Source organism: Corynebacterium sp. MC3 (assembly GCF_900099485.1).
Classification (GTDB): Bacteria; Actinomycetota; Actinomycetes; order Mycobacteriales; family Mycobacteriaceae; genus Corynebacterium; species Corynebacterium pseudogenitalium.
In genome coordinates, this window is sequence record NZ_LT622816.1 from 448,717 (window position 1) to 465,932 (window position 17,216).

At 59.2% G+C, this 17,216-nt stretch carries 14 protein-coding genes; all 14 read right to left on the minus strand.

Annotated elements, in window-relative coordinates; genetic code table 11:
* Window positions 1–2 precede the first annotated feature (2 nt).
* Window positions 3–1,442, minus strand: a complete 1,440-nt coding sequence (locus BQ4436_RS11775; protein ID WP_070976987.1) for a C39 family peptidase — start codon at window positions 1,440–1,442, stop codon at window positions 3–5.
* Window positions 1,443–1,605: 163 nt separating this feature from the next.
* Window positions 1,606–3,051, minus strand: a complete 1,446-nt coding sequence (locus BQ4436_RS11085) for a Gp37-like protein (RefSeq protein WP_070976990.1) — start codon at window positions 3,049–3,051, stop codon at window positions 1,606–1,608.
* Window positions 3,051–4,082, minus strand: a complete 1,032-nt coding sequence (locus BQ4436_RS11090; protein WP_070976993.1) for a hypothetical protein — start codon at window positions 4,080–4,082, stop codon at window positions 3,051–3,053. Before BQ4436_RS11090 ends, BQ4436_RS11085 begins: the two co-directional genes overlap by 1 nt.
* A gap of 1 nt (window position 4,083) precedes the next feature.
* Window positions 4,084–10,644 carry a phage tail family protein gene (locus BQ4436_RS11095; RefSeq protein ID WP_070976995.1) on the minus strand — a complete coding sequence of 2,187 codons (6,561 nt, stop codon included), beginning with the start codon at window positions 10,642–10,644 and terminating at the stop codon, window positions 4,084–4,086.
* 41 nt (window positions 10,645–10,685) lie between these two features.
* On the minus strand, window positions 10,686–11,114 hold the full coding sequence (locus BQ4436_RS11100; protein ID WP_070976997.1) for a hypothetical protein: 429 nt from the start codon (window positions 11,112–11,114) through the stop codon (window positions 10,686–10,688).
* A gap of 5 nt (window positions 11,115–11,119) precedes the next feature.
* Window positions 11,120–11,464: a hypothetical protein gene (locus BQ4436_RS11105; RefSeq protein ID WP_070977000.1), complete on the minus strand. Its 345-nt coding sequence runs from the start codon at window positions 11,462–11,464 to the stop codon at window positions 11,120–11,122.
* 86 nt (window positions 11,465–11,550) lie between these two features.
* Window positions 11,551–12,237 (minus strand): phage tail tube protein, encoded by a 687-nt coding sequence (locus BQ4436_RS11110; protein WP_070977003.1) that lies wholly within the window; start codon window positions 12,235–12,237, stop codon window positions 11,551–11,553.
* 12 nt (window positions 12,238–12,249) lie between these two features.
* Window positions 12,250–12,645, minus strand: a complete 396-nt coding sequence (locus tag BQ4436_RS11115; RefSeq protein WP_070977006.1) for a hypothetical protein — start codon at window positions 12,643–12,645, stop codon at window positions 12,250–12,252.
* Window positions 12,645–13,049 carry a hypothetical protein gene (locus tag BQ4436_RS11120; protein WP_070977008.1) on the minus strand — a complete coding sequence of 135 codons (405 nt, stop codon included), beginning with the start codon at window positions 13,047–13,049 and terminating at the stop codon, window positions 12,645–12,647. The genes BQ4436_RS11115 and BQ4436_RS11120 overlap by 1 nt, the downstream gene beginning before the upstream one ends.
* Window positions 13,050–13,055: 6 nt before the next feature.
* The gene (locus BQ4436_RS11125; RefSeq protein ID WP_070977010.1) at window positions 13,056–13,400 is read right to left on the minus strand and encodes a hypothetical protein; all 345 of its coding nucleotides are present in this window, start codon (window positions 13,398–13,400) and stop codon (window positions 13,056–13,058) included.
* 1 nt (window position 13,401) lies between these two features.
* Entirely contained in the window at window positions 13,402–13,896 is a 495-nt protein-coding gene (locus BQ4436_RS11130; RefSeq protein WP_143000874.1) for a hypothetical protein, read from the minus strand.
* A gap of 20 nt (window positions 13,897–13,916) precedes the next feature.
* Entirely contained in the window at window positions 13,917–14,957 is a 1,041-nt protein-coding gene (locus BQ4436_RS11135) for a phage major capsid protein (protein ID WP_070977016.1), read from the minus strand.
* A gap of 10 nt (window positions 14,958–14,967) precedes the next feature.
* A complete protein-coding gene (locus tag BQ4436_RS11140) occupies window positions 14,968–15,456 on the minus strand; it encodes a hypothetical protein (RefSeq protein ID WP_070977019.1) in 489 nt (162 codons plus the stop codon).
* 141 nt (window positions 15,457–15,597) lie between these two features.
* The gene (locus tag BQ4436_RS11145; RefSeq protein ID WP_143000875.1) at window positions 15,598–17,214 is read right to left on the minus strand and encodes a VG15 protein; all 1,617 of its coding nucleotides are present in this window, start codon (window positions 17,212–17,214) and stop codon (window positions 15,598–15,600) included.
* Window positions 17,215–17,216 lie beyond the last annotated feature (2 nt).

Below are 17,216 nucleotides of genomic sequence, written 5' to 3' on the forward strand. Positions count from 1 at the left end.
TGCTACTTCACCTCCGCCTTGTTGTCGCGGGCGCGTGCTTCTGCCACAACCTCGTCCGGGTCAAGGCCAACCTTGCGGGCAACCGCATCCATCAACTGCCTCGACTCCCACACCGCGGCATCCACCAACCGCATGTAGGTCACCAGGTCAAACGCCTTCGAGCCGTTTACCAGCGACGGCTGCTTCGTCTCTAGCGTCGCAACAACCTTGTCCAACTTCTTATCTGCGGAGCGCGCATGGACTTTCGCCTCATGCAACGCCCCAACCTGGTCGGGTCCAAACATCCCGTCACTCTCCTTCTTTGCTGTAGTCTTCGGTTGCGCGTATGCGTAGCCCTTCGGTGGGATCAATGAGCACAGTTGGTCAAAACTGAGCCAGTAGCCGTAGGGGTAGAACCCACTATCGGCAACCCACACCTTGTGCTGGCCGTGGTTCGAGTAGCCCATCACAGCGATGTAGTGATAGACGGTTCCGCCCCCGTACTGTGGGTTAATCTTCGACGGCCATACCGCCACCGGGTAGTTATTCGGCGGGGCAACAATGTTCGCCACAACCCCGTAATCCGCATCAATCGAGGACACAATGTTCTTCCACAGTGCATCCTTCTGCTCCTGTGTTGGCGGGTCCTTCGGCATACTCACCGCAACATAGTTGGCCTTAGTTAGGTACTCATTGAGCACCTTCGGGAAAAGGCCAACATAGTCTGTACCCCCAGTGTGGGTGCCTAGCTTCTTCGCCAGCGTGTTCTCGCTTACCGTCACCCCTGTGACAGCCTTAATGATTGTTTGCGCACTCGCCGGTCCGCAATAGTAGCCCGTGTCCTGTGTCACCTGGTCACGGGAATAGTGGATAATCTTCTCCACCGCTTCCTCCTCTTTCGGTAGTAGTTTTCCCCCAAACCTCAGCGCGCGCTCATAGCGGAAGGCCCGGTCCTGCAACCCGTTCGGGACTGGCACCCACCCGTTAATATCCCGCGACGCCCTCAGCACATCCCCAGCATCCGCCCACCCGTTCAGGCTCGGACGTGCCACAGTCCAGTACCACGCCGCCGCCAAGAACCCCCACTCCGGTTCACTTACCTTTTCCGGGTTCGCCACAAAATTGATAGTGGTGAACCCCCGACTATTCGCCCACTCGGTAAACCGCCGATAGTTCGCACGCCCCGTCAACTGAATCGGGCCACGCCCCTTAAACCGGCGCCCGTCACCCGGCACGGTATTGCCCAAATCGCGACGCCCCTCATAGGCGGAACCATCTGCAAGCTCCTCCATGTAGCGCAACCCGTACGACTCATGGCCGATCTGCGCTGCGAACATCGCCGCCCGTTTCACCGTCGTAATGTTCGCCGCCTTCATCGCCCTCACATAGGCACCCAGATACTTCTGGTACTGGTCCCTCCCGGCCGTCGCCCCCATCACAGCCTCAAAAACGGATACGTCCATGCACAAAACCTTCCTACGCACGTGTCCCCACATGAGTTGACTTTACCGCACCAACGGGCTTTAATACCTACTTGGGGACAGTCCACCCGTTTTCCACACTGTCCTCACACAACACGAGGCCCCGGTAACCCCCATACATGCCGGGGCCTCACCCATTTCTTCCCTACTGCGTCAACAGCGCCACCTTGTTAATCATCGAGGTCACACCCTTAATCTGACGCAACGACGCATCCAACGGATCACGCACCGGCCGGTCGGCCACCTGCACCTCAACCTGCGGGGCACCCTCATCCGTCCACGTGTAACGGATCGACGTCACAAACGCCACCACATACCTATCCCCAGGCAGCTCAAGCGACAACATAGACCCCACCCGGTAATCCACCCCAGGCTGCAACCCCACCGTCGGCAACAGTTGGAACTCGTGCGCCTTCGTCGAACGCGACTTAAGCTGCAACCGCTTAATCGTCGTCAACGCATCAACCGTCAACCCCACCGTCGGCGCGAACGCCTCCATCATCCCAAACGGCCCCATCCTCCTCATGCGCGCACCATCAGGCCACGAGTGGTACGACATGATCCGGTTATTGCCAATCTGCGCCACCGCGGACGAGTTCAGCATCACGCCCAGCCCGCCACTAGCCACGTTGATCGCGGTACCAATCGCCATCTGCGACAAAATATTAATCCACTGCGGGGACTGCCCACCGACCGTGTAACGCCACGCCGTCGGCTTCACCGTCTCAATGCGTAGCGACGCATACTGATGCTTACGGATCATCAACTGCGGCTCGCCCCAGTACTTCACCGCGTCAACCGACTGGTCCTGCAACGTCAACGACGACCAAATGTCAGACCAAAAGTCCTGCAAGGTGCGCACAAACCCGCGCAACATCACCCCACCCGACGGTAGTTTTGCCCGCTGCTCCACATTCCACATGATCGCCGGGCGCTTCGGGTCATGCCCACTCGGCGGGGTTTGCCCGCGCCCCGGCAGGTACACGCTGGCCGCAATGGTCAGGGCCTCGGTATCAATCAGGTCCTTTATCAGGTCAAGCATTGGGTTCATCTTCACTTGGATAATCACCATGCGGGAGTACTGGTCGGCCGGTGCCGCCGGGGCCACGTAGTGCAGCCGGTCCTTGCGCCACGTCATGCGCCGAAAGTTCCGGTTCAATAGCTGCTTGACCACTGTGACTACCGGCCCAACATAGGTGCCCTCCTTGTTGACCTGCGCCTCAGCCGGTGCCTCCGGCAACGGCCACGCATACAGTGTTTCCAGGTACTTCTCCGGGGATACCGCCACCACCTGTATCGTCGGCGTGGCCCCCTCGTACCATTCCACAACGTTCGTGGTCAGCCACAGCGTTTCCATCGCGCCCGCCTGCACAATGATCGGGATCGCCTCGTCCGGGTGGGACTGTAGAAACACCGCCTCCGTGGTTGGCGATAGCTCCACCTCAAGGCGTAGCTGGCCAACATCATTCATCAACACCTCATACTCGATGCTCAACGTCCTCGTCAGCTGCGTGTGCCTCGACCCGTCAGGGCTTAACACGAACACTTTCGCCTCGGGTGCCGACGCGGACCGTAACGCGTGCTCAGACACTAGCCCCACAACCTTTCGTATCGGTAGGTGTGGTCAACGTAGACGTTGCCCAACCCTGTAGCCTTCTTCACCTCAACATCCATTTCCCACTGCGGCGGCACCACAACCGCTGCCGACTGCCCCCACGGCAACCCAATCGGGCGCGCCTCCGACGCCGCCCCCGACCAATGCAGGCCGCGAGCATTACCGGACGGTTGGAATCGTTTTGCCTTCGCATTGAACTTGCCGGGCGTGAACGTCAACTGTGCCGGGTCCAGATCAAAGCATCCACTACCGGGCACGTTGAACTTAAACGTTGCCGACTGCGCTTCATTCTTCTGCGACTCCATATAAAACGCGTACTCCCCATAGCCTGGCTTTAAGATATCGCTCGGCTTTACGATGACCGAAACGGCCACCTCACCACCAGTCGCCGCCTCTACATACACCTTCGGCGAGATAGCGACGTCGCCACCATTTTCAGGCGACCACCTCGACTTCCTCGTGTCTTCGCTCACGTCCCGCAACTGCTCCACCAACACATCGCTGCGCGGGTATGGATCGTTCGAGGCGCACACCACCAACATCTTCATCGACCCTGCAACCCGTGGGTCCATGTTGGTCAAAACCTCGAACTCCTCAGTCCGATACACGTCCAAATACCGTGAACCATACTGCGGGTGGTCCACCTTTAACGTTCCCGCCAAGGGCGCTGCCGACGTCCCCATATCCGACGGCCACGACGCCATCCAACGCTCAGCAAGAAAACCAACCGGAACGCCCGCAAACTCACCGTAATCCGGCATCGTAATATGCACCGGCAACTCAATCGTCAACTGCTTCGGCTTCGTCCCCACCCGGTACGTATGCCGCGACTGCAACACCCTGCGCGTCTCCACATCCACCGGCGGCCCCCACAGCCCACGCACACCCCGGCGTAGCGTCACCGGGTGTGCATTCTGGTCCGGCCCAGCCAACTGCCACTGCGGCATGACTGTCCCCGCCATCGGCGGGATATAGGTAATCGTCGTCGCTTCAAACCCGCTCGCCAACTTAAACCACTCCTGTCAAACTCTCGAAACCAACCATCGTCTTACGCCTAAACTTCGACGCCGCATCCCCAGCATCCGCCGCCGTAATGTTGCCAATCGTCTGATTGACCACCACACCCCCACCCGAATCAGAACGAGTCGCAGCACCAGAACGAGCACGCTGCACCGCCTCCATACCAGCCGCACGCACCTGCTGCTGCTCACGCTCACGCTTCAACTCGCGCTCAACATCCTTCTGCAACTGCTTCGGCGTTTTCTGCTTCTTGTCCGCACCCTTCAACTGCTCCTTCTGCGCCTTCTCCGCATCACGACGAATCTTCGTCTCCCGCTGGTAACGATCCGTGTACCTGCGCTCAAGGTCCTGCTGGCCACCACGCATATCCGCCAGCACCGCGTTCCACGCATCCGCATCCGGGTTGACCATGTTGTACAACGGCACATCCCGCAAATGGCGAGCGTCAAGTTCCACCAGGTCCGCCAGATCGTCCCCATACCAGCCCTGCATGTACCGGCCGAACGTCTTAAGGTCAAAGTCCTCAAACCGACGCTTCGGCTTAAACAGTCGCTCCGTATCAATCTGACGATGCCACCCCTCATCCCGTACAACATCCTCACCAGTCAACAGTGCGTGCTTGACGTCGGCCGGAAGGTCAGTCAACGGCATCGCCCCATCAACCGCACGCCGAGCCTGCGCCACCTGTGCCGGGTCCATCCCCTGCGCCAACGCCTTCGCCTGCAACCCGTCCGCCTTCGACTTGTACTCGTCGCGGAACCTGGTATTACCCATCGCGTTAATGATGCCGACCGAACGATCATCCAAACCGTCCCAGTCCTTGACCGTCGAGGCCACACGAACCTGCCCAGGCACCAACCCCGCATGGTCCACAGCACGCACCGCACCCTCAGCATCCGGGGCAACATCCGTGTAGATGAACTTGCCATCCCGATACCCGGTCATCTTCCGGGCAACATCCTCATGCTTGCCATCCTTCGACCGCTCCTTGATCGCCGCCAGCTCCGCCTCAAGACGCGCCGCCTCAGCAAGCTCCTCACGGGTAAGCGGCTTCTGCTTCCGCTTCTTCGCCAGCGCCTCCGCCCGTGCGCGCTTCTTGTTTAGCTCCGACAGTTCACGGGAACGCTGCGACTTCACCCCACCATCGGCCATTGGGGTGATGCTGCTGCCGTCGCGCTCCACATGCTTCCCGTTACGGTCCACTACATCCAGGCCGAAACGGTTGGCGGTCTCCACCAAAATCTGTGTCGAACGCTTCCGCTTCGACAACGAATGAGGAATGTACGACTCGTCCTCAGTCTCATTCTCCGCCCACAGAATGTACGACCCCTTACGGGCAATCATCGCACTGCGCGAGGCGAACCCATCCGCCGCTGGAACAATGGAACCATTCGCCTGCATACCAGCTGAAATTGCAGCCCCGGCCACACCACCAATCTGCGCGCCCACGTTCTGCATGATCGTCTTGACGATACGGATATGCGTGGATTGGGAATCACCCGGCGGGGTGACCTGCCCGGTATTGACCACGTTACGGCTATGGGTTGAGTCCGACGACGGCGGCGGGGCCACCTCGCCTGTGTTCGTCACATGACGCTCATGCTCAGACTTAGAGTCCTTCGGCGGCTCCGTATCACCCGTCTTCGTCACGTTAATCGTCGAGGTGATTGTCTGTCCCTGAATACCCAACAGCTCGCCAAGCACCTCGTCAACGTTGCTCACCAGCGTCAGCTTGCCCTCAGCGTTCGGGGTCGCCAGCTTCAACTCTTCCAGCTTCGCCATCACATCCGGGGCGTTGGTGTCAATGTAGATCGACCCGTTGACCTCCTTCGCCGCGATACCAAGCTGCGACAGCTTCTCCATCACCCCGTCAACTTGGCCGGCCTCCACGTTGATAGCGATGTTTGCGCTGGTCATGCCGTCGAGCTGCGCCTTGAGTTCGGCAAGCTGGTCCACCGCCACGTCAAGGCCACGGGCTTGAATCTCGGCGTCGGGGAGGTCCTGAATCTCAGCGGTAATCTTCTCAAGCGCACCGTTGATCTCCATCTCGTTTTGGAACTCAACACGCAACTTGCCAGGCTGGCCCTCAATCTCGTCAACCTGCGCACCCAAATGACGCAACGCATTAACAGCACGATCACCCGGATCGGCCTCAATAACCATCGTCTTCTTGTCGGGAATATCAACGATCTTCTGCCCCAGCATCGTCGCCACCGACGCGGTAGCATCCGCCGACTGACGCGCCCCATCAAAACCACCCTCAAGCTGCTGCAAGCGCACCTGTGCGCGCTCCATAACCGCGGCGAGCTTCTGCCATTCCGCAGTATCAACGCTGCCAATATCCTCACTCAGTCGCTCACGCGCCTGCCCAATATGGCTAGTGAGGGCTTCACGATCCTTCTGCTTAAACCGCTCGCCACGCGCATTGTCGGTGTACTGGTGCTTGTACTTCTGGTCCAGGCTCTCCGTCTGCTTGTCGGCATACTTGCCGAGCTTCTCCCGTTCCTTCTTCGAACCAGGGCCACCAAGCGTCTCGTTCAGCGCGTGCGCCGCGTTCGCCAACAGTGGCACCACAGCATCAAGCGTGCCGATCATCTTCGTCATGACGCTCAAAACATCCTGGCCGAAATTGCCAATCGACTCACCATGCTTGTCCAGGAAGTCCCTGGTAGCCGGGATCATGTCGGTGACAATCGTTTCACTCCACTTGCCAGCAATGTCCATCAACGTCCTGGCACTATCAGTGGCCCCCTCAAAAAAGTTCGCGATCTTCGCCTGCCCAATATCCGAGGCGGCGAACTCACGGAAGTCGGCAATCGCCCCACGCATCGCGCCCCACACGCCACCCTCACCAAACGACGCGTCGGCACCATCAGCCATCGCCTTCAAGAAATCAGCACTGCCAGCCCACAAGTCCTTCGTCAGGCCACCCAGCTCGCGGGCACCATTCTTCGCCACATCAATCCACGACGACACACGCTGCTCGTTAAAGTAATCCTTCGTCCACTGGCCCAGGTCAGTAAACGCACGCCCCAACGCCGGTAACGCCTCACGCGCGCCCACCTCAGCCATCGTCATGAACGACTCGGTAAACGCCTGCATCCCCGGCCCCATCTCCCGGAACGACTCGGTGATCCCCTCGAACATGCTGCGCATCTGCTCCGTCGCCTTCGGGGTAGACAACGCACCGAACACCGAATCGGCCATGTCCCCAATCGCCCCAGCCATCTTCGGCCACTCATCCGACAGCACCGGCATCATCGCATCAGACATGCGGGTAAACGAGTCGGCCATCCCGTCAAAGAACTGCTCCTGCATCGTCTCCCGCATCTCGGAAAACGGTTCAGCCACATCAGCCACAGCTTGAGCGAAATCACGCGCCGCCGGGGTCAGTTCCTCCAACGCTTCGGCAAACTTCTCCGGGTCCCCAATCGACCCCAACGCTTCACCGACACCCTTAAACGACAGTGCTACCGCACCAATACCCGTCGCCAACTGTGCCAACGCCGCCGGGGCAACCACAACACCCTGCATCAGCTGGCCCACCGGCTTCAAAATCGACACAGCCATCGCCGACAACCCCGCCAGCGCATCAGTGACAGCACCAATGAGCACCGCAATACCGCCACCCATCGTGGAAAGACGGAACCCTTGCGCGCCCACACCCGCCACAGCCTGCAAGACCATCCCCAGCGGCCCACCAGCCTTCCCGGCCCCCTTGAGTGCACCAGACTTACCGCCACCAGTAGCCGACGGCGACCACTTGCTCGACGGCCCCTTCGACAACCCCTTGCCAAAGTCCACAACCCCAGTCGCGTCCTTGAACCCTAAGCCACCACCCTTGACCCCCGGCAACTTCTTCGGCATACCCGCAAACAACTTCGCCACGTAACCAGGCGCGGCAAACACCTCAGCAAACGTCTTACGCATCATCGCAGACATCATCGAGTCATAGGTACGAGGCACACCCGTCGCCTTCGCCGACTTAATCCACGTATCAGCACCGTGACGAATCTGATCCCGCGACACACTCTTAGACCGCTTCGACGACGCGCCGGTAAACCCGTTGTCAAACAAGTCCGCATTACGACGTAGGTAACGTTGCAGCTCCTCAACAACCGCAGGGGCCTGCACCTGTGCAACCTTCAATGGGCGCGACTGGCCCAACTCCTGAATACTGGCCACCAAACGCTCACGCTCACGCCCCAACAAATCGAGCTTCGCGAACATCGCATCCGCCTGATGGCTCACCTCAAACCGCGGATGCCTGCGCGTCTCACGCACCGTACGCGCATCAATACGATCCAGGCGCGCCGGGTCCACAAGCACATCGCCGAGGGTGGACATGCCCCGCTTAAGGTCGCCCAGCTGTGCATCACCCCTAGCCGCCCTTGCCGCTGCCGCCATCTGGCCTTCAAGCTGCGAAATGCGAGTGGACTTACCCGATGTAGCGAGCCGGTTATAGAGCGTCGCAAGCGTGTCGTGAATCTTCTCCACCGACACATCAATCGACTTCACCCGACGCTCATACAGCTCACGTTCCCACTGCTTGCCCGCATAGTGTCGGCCACGGTCAATCGCCGCCCCCGCGGCGTCGTAGTCCACAACACTCCGGCGAGCCGCCGGGCGCGTAACAGTGCGCTCTACCTGTTCGCGTAGCTTCTTGACCTCCTCAACAACCTCAGCCTGTGAGGCTGGTGCGCGCCGCGTCGCGTTGAGCGCATCCATCCAGCCAGGTACCAGCCGGTCACGTATCCAGCCCGCCGAACCGATAGTCCCATCGTTTCGGTACATCGCCTTAAGCGCATCCTCACGCGCACCCGCCTGCGGGGTGTGAGCGTGAATCTGCGCCTCAAGGACCGCCTTTTGCAGCTCCATCACATCCTGCGCGGTGTTGGTGTAGCGCTTGATAGTGGAGTCTTTCAGCCCAAGACGGCCCAAGATACGGGATGCTTCAACATCACCCATCGAACGGATAGTGCCGCCACGTCGGCCGGTCGGTGCCCCGACGGCGCGTTCGACACGGGTGGCCACCCCGTCAATATGCTTCGCGGTCTCCTCGACGCCACGTTGGCTTTCCGCGTTAGCCTTCTTCGTACCAGCGTTGATGGTCTCCACAATCATCTCGGCGGCGGACTCAACATCGCGGCGCACAACATCCGCATCGTGGCGACGCTGCCCGCTCGCCCCGGTGACGTTGGCGTGAATGTCTACCGTGCGGTCGCGGGTAAGTTTCGCCAGTGCGGCTTCGGCGGCTTCGGTGTGGACGTCGGTGAAAATCTCAATCCGGTTGTTCGGGTTGTCAATCCACGCACTGCCCAGGGCGTTGACCTTATCGACCGCCTGGTCCAGCTCGTCGTTAAGCGAGTCCAGGTCGTCGATAGAGTCACGGCTTACCTTGACGCTTAGCTCTTTGCCCGTGGTCAGTTTCGCAAGGTCAGCGTCGTAGCCGTCACCAACAAACTCGGTGCGGATTAGTGCTACCCGGTCGCGGGAAAGTGACTGCAACACCGACTCGGCCTGGCCGGTGCCGTCAACATCAACCTCAAGGGTGATCTTCTTACGCTCCGGTAGTGCCGCCAACGCCTTGAACACTTCACTCGTGTCGTTGCCTTCGCGGTCCTTAAACTGCGGGTCGATAAACACCCGCATGTCACGATCCGCAACAAGGTCCTCGACGTGGGTATCCCACAAGGCGTTGCCGTCGTCGTCCGCCTCGAACGTTAGCTCGGGGTAGATGTGGACCGTCTTGTAGAAATCGTCCCCGTCACGGTCGAACCCATCCATGAGGTCGCGTAGTGGGTTGGACTCCTCATCGACGGACAGTTTGATCTTGACGTCGCCAACCTCGCGCAGCTCGGACAGCTTGCCCTTAAGGTCACCAATCTCACCGTCAAGCCGGTCACGCCCCTTACGCCCTAGGGTGACTGGTATCTCAAGGTCCTGGCCAACCTCCTGCTCAAGACGCTCACGGAACTCGTGTGCCGTCGCCAGCGTGACTGCCGCTGAACGTGGGTCCAGCCCCACCTTGACCGGCACCGGCTTGCCGACAGCATCATCGACGGCGCGCTGCTGCTTGTCGAATGCCTCCTTCATCTTGGCGTACTGGCGGTGCACCTTCGCTTGGTCAATCTCGCCAGTGACCGCCTCGACCTGCACACGCACATGCTTGCCGTCAAGGCGAGCAATCTTCGCCTCAGCCAGTGCGGTATCCGCATCTACCTTGAGTTTGACCTTCACCGACTCGCGCTTGTTCAGCTTGCGGGCAAACTGGTCCAGCTCCTTACCAAACTGCTTCTTCGACTCATCATCGTCAGCAATTTTCAGCCGAACCTTCTGGGTGGGCGCGTTCTCAGTGTCCTTGTCGTTCTTCTTCTGGAACCGTTCGCGTTCCTTTTTCCACTCCTCGTCGTCAATCTTTGGTTTGAGTTTGACGTCGGGCTGGTTCTCCTCGTCGTCGCCCCACTTAGCGACGTCCTTTGTGAGCTTGTTGAAAAAGTCGTCTGTATTTGGGTGGACCTTGACCCACGCCTCGCCAACATTCGTCACGGTAACGCAACCTTCCCGGCCGGGCGCAACGGTCCGACCAACTACAACGCCTGCCCAGTAATGGCAAGCACCATCTGATCTATCTGCTGCTCAGCCTGCTTCTGCTGCAACAGCGTCACCGCCGACACCGGCCTCGGCAACGGCGATGGAGGACGCACCTTCGGGTTGCCCACCGTCACCCACACAAGGTCCCGCAAACAGTCCTGAATGTCCCGCAACGCCGCAACCACCGGCGTCTCATCCACAAAGTCCAGAACAACCCCATCATCGCCCTGGCCTGCAAGGTCAAGCTCCGCCGCCAACTGTGGGTCCATCAACAGCTTGTTCTTATACAAACTTGCCGTAGGCAGTGCCGACGCCAACCGGCCCAACTGCCCCCACGGGCGTGCCCCCAACGCGAACTCGTGAATATCCAGCCCGTAATGGCGCTGGAAGTCCACCTCAAGCTCGGCCCCCGCATAGTCAAGCAACGCTGCTACTCGGTAGAGTCCTCGTCGCCTTTTCCCGCATCAGCCGTCTCCAAACGCAAATTGAAATGGTCAAAGATACGGTCATACAGCTCACTGGTCACCTCAAGCGGCGCGGTCAAAAGGATCGGCTTTAAACGGCCCCAATCCTCCGGCGAGAAAAAGTCCTCCAACACCGACAGCACCCACTCCACCATCGAGTAGTCAGCCTTACGCTCAAGACCCATAAACAGCTGTAGCGGCACATGATCCAACACTACCGGCTTGCCACCATCGCCCAGGTCAATCTTGAGCGGGTCCTGCTCGCGCCCCTTAACTTCCTTCACCAGTTTCGCAAGGTCGAGTTTCGCCATGTCAACAATCCTTTCCATCCAAACATGCCAATAGGGACAGAATACCCTATCCGGTACCCTGCCCCTATCTAGAAACATTGGTGCGGTTAACCGCTAAAACCCATCGCCTTCAAGCGCGCCTTCGCGCCCGGACCACCGTAGAAACGCTTCGACGAAAAGCCCAGCTTCGTGTGCTTCGTCGCCGTCGCCGTCAGCGGGTAGGTCACCTCAGACTGAGGGTTCCAGCTCTCGGTGCCAATCTTGATCGACACACGCGGAAGGTAACGACCAAAGTAGAACGCATCCTCACCAGTGCCATCCGCACCAATCATCAGCATCTGGAAGAACTGCGTACCCGGCTGTGGGTTATCCACAATCCCAAACTCGCCGTTGGTGCCCGGCTTCACCTGCTTCATGTACTCCATGTCGCGGCGAGCCGCCAGCATCAGCGTTTCCTTGCGGGTGTCCTGCAAGGTCGCCTCAACCGTTAGCGTCGAGGTCGTAATGTCACGACGCGACGGCTCCATCTCACCCCACGTCTCCACCGTGTCCTCCTGCACATCGGCATTAAACGTCGGGGCACCATCCTTCGCGATACGACCCAGACCAATAAAGCCAGCCTGTTCCACAAGAAGGCCCTTGTCGTCCGTGAACTTCGTGATCGGCGACGCACTGATCGGCGCAATCAGAATTGCACCACCCGACACCATCTTGCGTACAAGGCCATCCTCGACGCCACGGAACTTATCAAAATCAAACTCAGCACCCTGTACTGCGGTGTTCTGGTCAGCCATAAAAATCTCCTCCTAGAGACGTTGTTTCCGAAAACCCAGCGAGTACACCATCGTGTACGTCCTGAGTGTCTTATCTACATTCTCAGCAACCTGCGGGCCAGCGTGCTCAATAACGTCATCAACCAGCACGCCACGAACAGTCTTGCCCGGCAAATCGTTGAGCACATCCGATATTTCTGTAGCCAATTGCCGCGCCCGGCCACGCTGCGGGCTATCAACCAGAATCTCCACCTGGCCGTAGCGCGTCACCCCCACCGTGTTCGACGGCAACCGAACCACAATCACCTTCGCCCCGTCAAAGTCCACCTCGGGGTACCACGACCCCACCCACACCTCTTCCGGGTCCGTCATGTCCTCAAGAAGGTCCATGACCACTTCGTCCTGCTGCGGGAACTGCCAGTTATCCACTAGAGCCTCCCGTACTTATTGCGCGTGAGAAACGGCTTCGGCTTCGTGCGACGCGCCGGTTTGCCGTACACAATCCCAGGCTTCGCCACAGCGTGACCACCAGCCACAGCAACCATCGCGTAGTACAGCGAACGCTCCGGGCGGGGGTTGACACGCCCACCCAGCTCACGCTCCAACCCGTACCTGTCGTTACTGTTGCGAATCTCCGCGACGACACGATCACCCCACGGCCCCGAATATGGCTTCACATCCAGGCCGATACTGCCAGCGTTCGTGCCGGTCTTCCGGCGAGTGCCAGCAACCGCCGCCGCATGAACCTGCGCACCGATCTTCCCGATCCAACTTTTCATAGGCTGGCCGTTAAGAATCTTGTGGAACTCCTTAAAGTTCGGCTCAAACCTCACCGCAACTCACCATCCCCTCACCAGCGACAAAAACACCTTCGCGCCGGGTTGCCACCCCGACGGATACGTGCCCGTAACCAGGTGCGAATCAACCTGCCACGTCTGCCCCTGATACTTCACGTGGTCACCCTCCTGAATGTCCTCACCAGGATTAACGTACAGCTCAGCGTCAGCATCCACCGCGTAGCGCGTCTGCCCACGGTCCGACTTGTCAGAGCCAAGCCAGCCAGACAAATCACGCTCCTGGAAGATACAGTTTTCAATCCTGTGATGGAACACAAACTCCTGGTCCCCATCACGGTTACGGCCCTGCGAGCGCCACACTTCAACATTCATGTTGCCGATCAGCATCTCACCACCACCGCTTCTCCGAATACGGAATCGGGGAACCAGGCTGGTTCGTCTCCCAATACTCCACGTCGCCGGAACCACCACTGCCGCCCTCATCACGAGTACGCGAAACAGTGGCAAACCCGTAGAGGCCAAGGCCTGCGTCCTGCGAATTACGGGTAAGAACGTCTAGCTCCGGCTTCGTGAACACACCATTGCGCACCTCATCGCGGTCAAGACGCGCCGACCACGAACCCACCTGCTGTTGGATGTAGCGGTCCGGGTTCTTGAACGTACGCAACGCTGCCGACAACACGACCGCCGCAACATCCGGCGGCACCGTCGCCACATTCCACTTCGCCTTCGTCTGCCCCAATGCCAACGCCGAAACGTCATGCAAGATCGCCTCAGCGCGCGGTTTCTCATGGTCTTGAAACGACCGGCCAAGACGCACTTCCAACGCCTCAACCGTAGCTAACGCCTCAACACCCATCGGGGAGTCCTTACCTTCGCTCACGCCGCCTTACGCCCTTCCTACTAGCCAGCCGCCGGTGCCGTGGCGGTAGCTGCCTTTGCCTTCGCATCAGCAACCTTGTCCAGATCAGCCGTGACCTTGATACCGCGCAAGAAGTGTGGCTTGCCCTTTTCGTCAAAGTCAGTCACCGTGCCAGTACCAGCGAAACAGTCAACGATGGAACGATCCTCGGCGTAGTTGGCGTCGTAGTCGCGCAGCCAACGCAACGCGGTCTGCGGCGTCGAATGAGACGCACCGTACACAGCACCCTGGGGTACTACAGGCGCGGCCGTCGCCAGGATAAACGCCGACTTGTGGAAGGCGTCCAGCTCGTTCGGCGGCACCGAGTTCGACTCCACGATGGTAAAGCCGGACAGCTTACCAATCGTCGCATCGCGCAGCGCGTTCGAATCACCAGCCTCGTTGACCTTTACCAGGTTCGGGGCGTTACGAATCTCCTCCGCAATCTCCGCACCAGCGACAACAACACGGCCATCAGCCGGAATGTTACGCAACGTAAACAGGGTATGCAGACGGTTAAACAGCGCGTGCGCGCCCATCTTGCCAGGACCGTAGAAGTCCTCCATCTTCAACGTGCCCTTGATCTTGTCGGCACCAACAAGCTTGCCAGCATCATCAAGCTTGCCGTCGGCGTACGTCGCACCAGTCAGCGTGGACACCGCCATGTCCTCAAGGTAGACCTGCAACGCTCGCACCTGAGGCGCAAGAATCTGGGTCGCAAAGTCCTGCACGTCCAGGGTCAGCTGCTCGTCAGTCACCGACGTGGCATGGTACGGGAACTTCGTCAGCTTCACACCAATCTTGTTCTCAGAAAGGTGATCCAGCTTAATGCGGCGATCCTCACCCGTCGCACGCATGTCACGATCCTTCGCAACAAAACGGCCAGGCACACGCACGTTCACCGTGTCGTCCAGTGCGCCGGTGAACTCGTCCTGCGACCAACGCCACAGAAGGTTCGCCACCACAAGCTCGCGCTCCAACAGGCCAATTGCGACCTTCGCAAAGGCTTCCGCCTTAATCAAATTATGCTGCTCACCAGCCATAATTTACTCCTTAAATTCGTGGAATGTTCTTTACCAGCTCGCTTGGAGACTTCCCGGTAAGCCCAGCCAACACATCCGGCGCACCGCCGCCGGTGCCACGCTTGGGCTTCGGCTGCTGCTCAACCTCCGGCTTTACCTCAGCCGAACCGCCAGCGGCCTGCGTCAGAGCGCCAGCCAACGTCTGCGCATCGGCCGACCACTCCTCCGCGGACTCGCCGCGCAACCGCACGCCAAACCCCTTCGGCAGGCCAGCGTCAACAGCAATCGACTCGCGCTCAAAGTCAGCAATCTGCGCATCGCGCTTCTTGACCTCACCGCGCAACGCCTCAGCCTCAGCTGGCGGAAGGTAGCCCTCGTAGTCCTCTTTCAGACGCTGCTCAGTATTTTCAGTCGCACGTGCAACACGCTCCTGAATAATCTTGTCCAGCGCCTCCTGCGAGGCCGGTGGCACAAAGCCGCCCTTTTCTGCTTCCGGTTGGGTATTAGACTCTTTCTCCATGACAGTCTCCTAACGTCAATTCCGTGAACCCCCGTCGGGTGAAAACCGCAGCCCCACATGCGTATCCCCAGAATACAACACAAGTACCCAACTAGGTACACTGCACACAAGAAAACCCCCGCACACGTCGGGGGCTTGCACCTAGTCGAACTCTGGCATCGACACCGGCACGGGACTATCGGACCGCCAGAACTTATCTTTATGCTCGCGGGCATCCGGGTACTGCTCTAGCAACCAATCCCGCTGCAACTCCACCTCTTCCGATATCCACCATTCACTACCTGGAAAATCCCGGCGGAAACTTACCCCCTCACGCCTACGCTCATCCTCACTCGGCACCGTCGAAGCACAACGCTCCACAAACCACTCATACTCACGCACCCAATCAGTCTCACCAAACCCATACTTCTCCCACTGCTGCAACGCATACTCCAACTGATGCTGCGCAAACCTCACACTAGCCTCAATCTCCGACCGTGGATGTGACTTCCTCCACTCAATCCCCTCATCAAGCAAATACTTATCCCAAGCGATACGCATCATCAGCGACGGCACACGCAACCGCAATTCCTCACGCCGACTAATCGCCATCGGACGCTCAAACTCCCAATCCCGCTCCACAAACTCCCCATTCCTAAACAGATGCCGAAAATTGTTGTACTGCTCCTTCCAAGAATAACCCTCCGGCATCATCGACACCGCACGATCCCACAACTCACGCGCACGCTGCACCCCCGGCGGCAACGCATCATCCGGCGTACCAAACGGCACCGGCTCCAACCTGCACTGGCACCCATCATGCACCTTCGCATTACCAGACAGGCCACCACCGGCAAACCGGGCATCCGACTTACCCCACACCCCCTTCGGATACACCGTCCCCAACGCCGCCAACGCCACACAAAACGCACACGGGTTCGGCCCCAACACACGAACAACCCCCATATTCTGATCCGCCGCCATCTGCTCAATCAACCCCGTACCACCATCAGCCAACGACCCCGCCGCATTGACCATCCGCACCCACGACGCATCCGACTTCACCTGCACCCGGCGCGCTTTCTCCTGGTCGTCGAGGTTTTGGGTGTGTATTTTGTTGGCTTGTTTAGTCAGGTTGTCGGGGCCTTTGATGGTCAGGCGTGTGGTGACGTTGTTTTTGTTGAGGGGGTGTGGGTCTGGGGCAAGCGCTATGGGGGGTTGGTTGTGGCCTGGGGTGTGGCCGGTGGTGTTGTCGGTGGTGTGTTCTTTGTCGGTGGGGCTGGTGAGGTTGTCGGCAAACTCGTCGCCCATGACCTTTGCGATGCGTGGGAAGGTGTCTGTGTCGTGAATGTCGGCGTAGGTGCGTTGATCAACGATGGCTTCTGTCGCGCCGGGTATTTCTGCGACGCGTGTGTTAAGCATGGTGTCGGTGAGGTCGTCGAGGTCTTTGGCAAGGTGGACGTCCATTGTGGCCCATTCGGCACGAACCAGGTTGCCGTCCTTGTCTCGGGCGGGGGTGAGTGTCCAGGTGGGGTGCTCGATTGAGATGTATGAGACAAAGTACTCATGGGCCAGCGCCAGTGAGAGTTGGCGGAAGTGCTCTATGAGTTCGAAGAGTTCTGCCATCATGCGGGTAACAAGGCCGGGTTTAGCGCCCCCGCCGTCGATACCGAAGGCTTTCCAGATGGCCTTAATGAGGTAGGCGAGGCTGAGCATGAGGCGTCGGTTTCGACGGTAGTAGCGTTCGGTGATTGCTTTTCCGGTTGGTGTTTGTGCCATTG

Coding starts and splice junctions, on each gene's coding strand:
- BQ4436_RS11775 (WP_070976987.1), bottom strand. CDS start 1,442: ATGGACGTATCCGTTTTTGAGGCTGTGATGGGGGCGACGGCCGGGAGG.
- BQ4436_RS11105 (WP_070977000.1), bottom strand. CDS start 11,464: ATGGCGAAACTCGACCTTGCGAAACTGGTGAAGGAAGTTAAGGGGCGC.
- BQ4436_RS11110 (WP_070977003.1), bottom strand. CDS start 12,237: ATGGCTGACCAGAACACCGCAGTACAGGGTGCTGAGTTTGATTTTGAT.
- BQ4436_RS11125 (WP_070977010.1), bottom strand. CDS start 13,400: ATGCTGATCGGCAACATGAATGTTGAAGTGTGGCGCTCGCAGGGCCGT.
- BQ4436_RS11135 (WP_070977016.1), bottom strand. CDS start 14,957: ATGGCTGGTGAGCAGCATAATTTGATTAAGGCGGAAGCCTTTGCGAAG.
- BQ4436_RS11140 (WP_070977019.1), bottom strand. CDS start 15,456: ATGGAGAAAGAGTCTAATACCCAACCGGAAGCAGAAAAGGGCGGCTTT.
- BQ4436_RS11145 (WP_143000875.1), bottom strand. CDS start 17,214: ATGGCACAAACACCAACCGGAAAAGCAATCACCGAACGCTACTACCGT.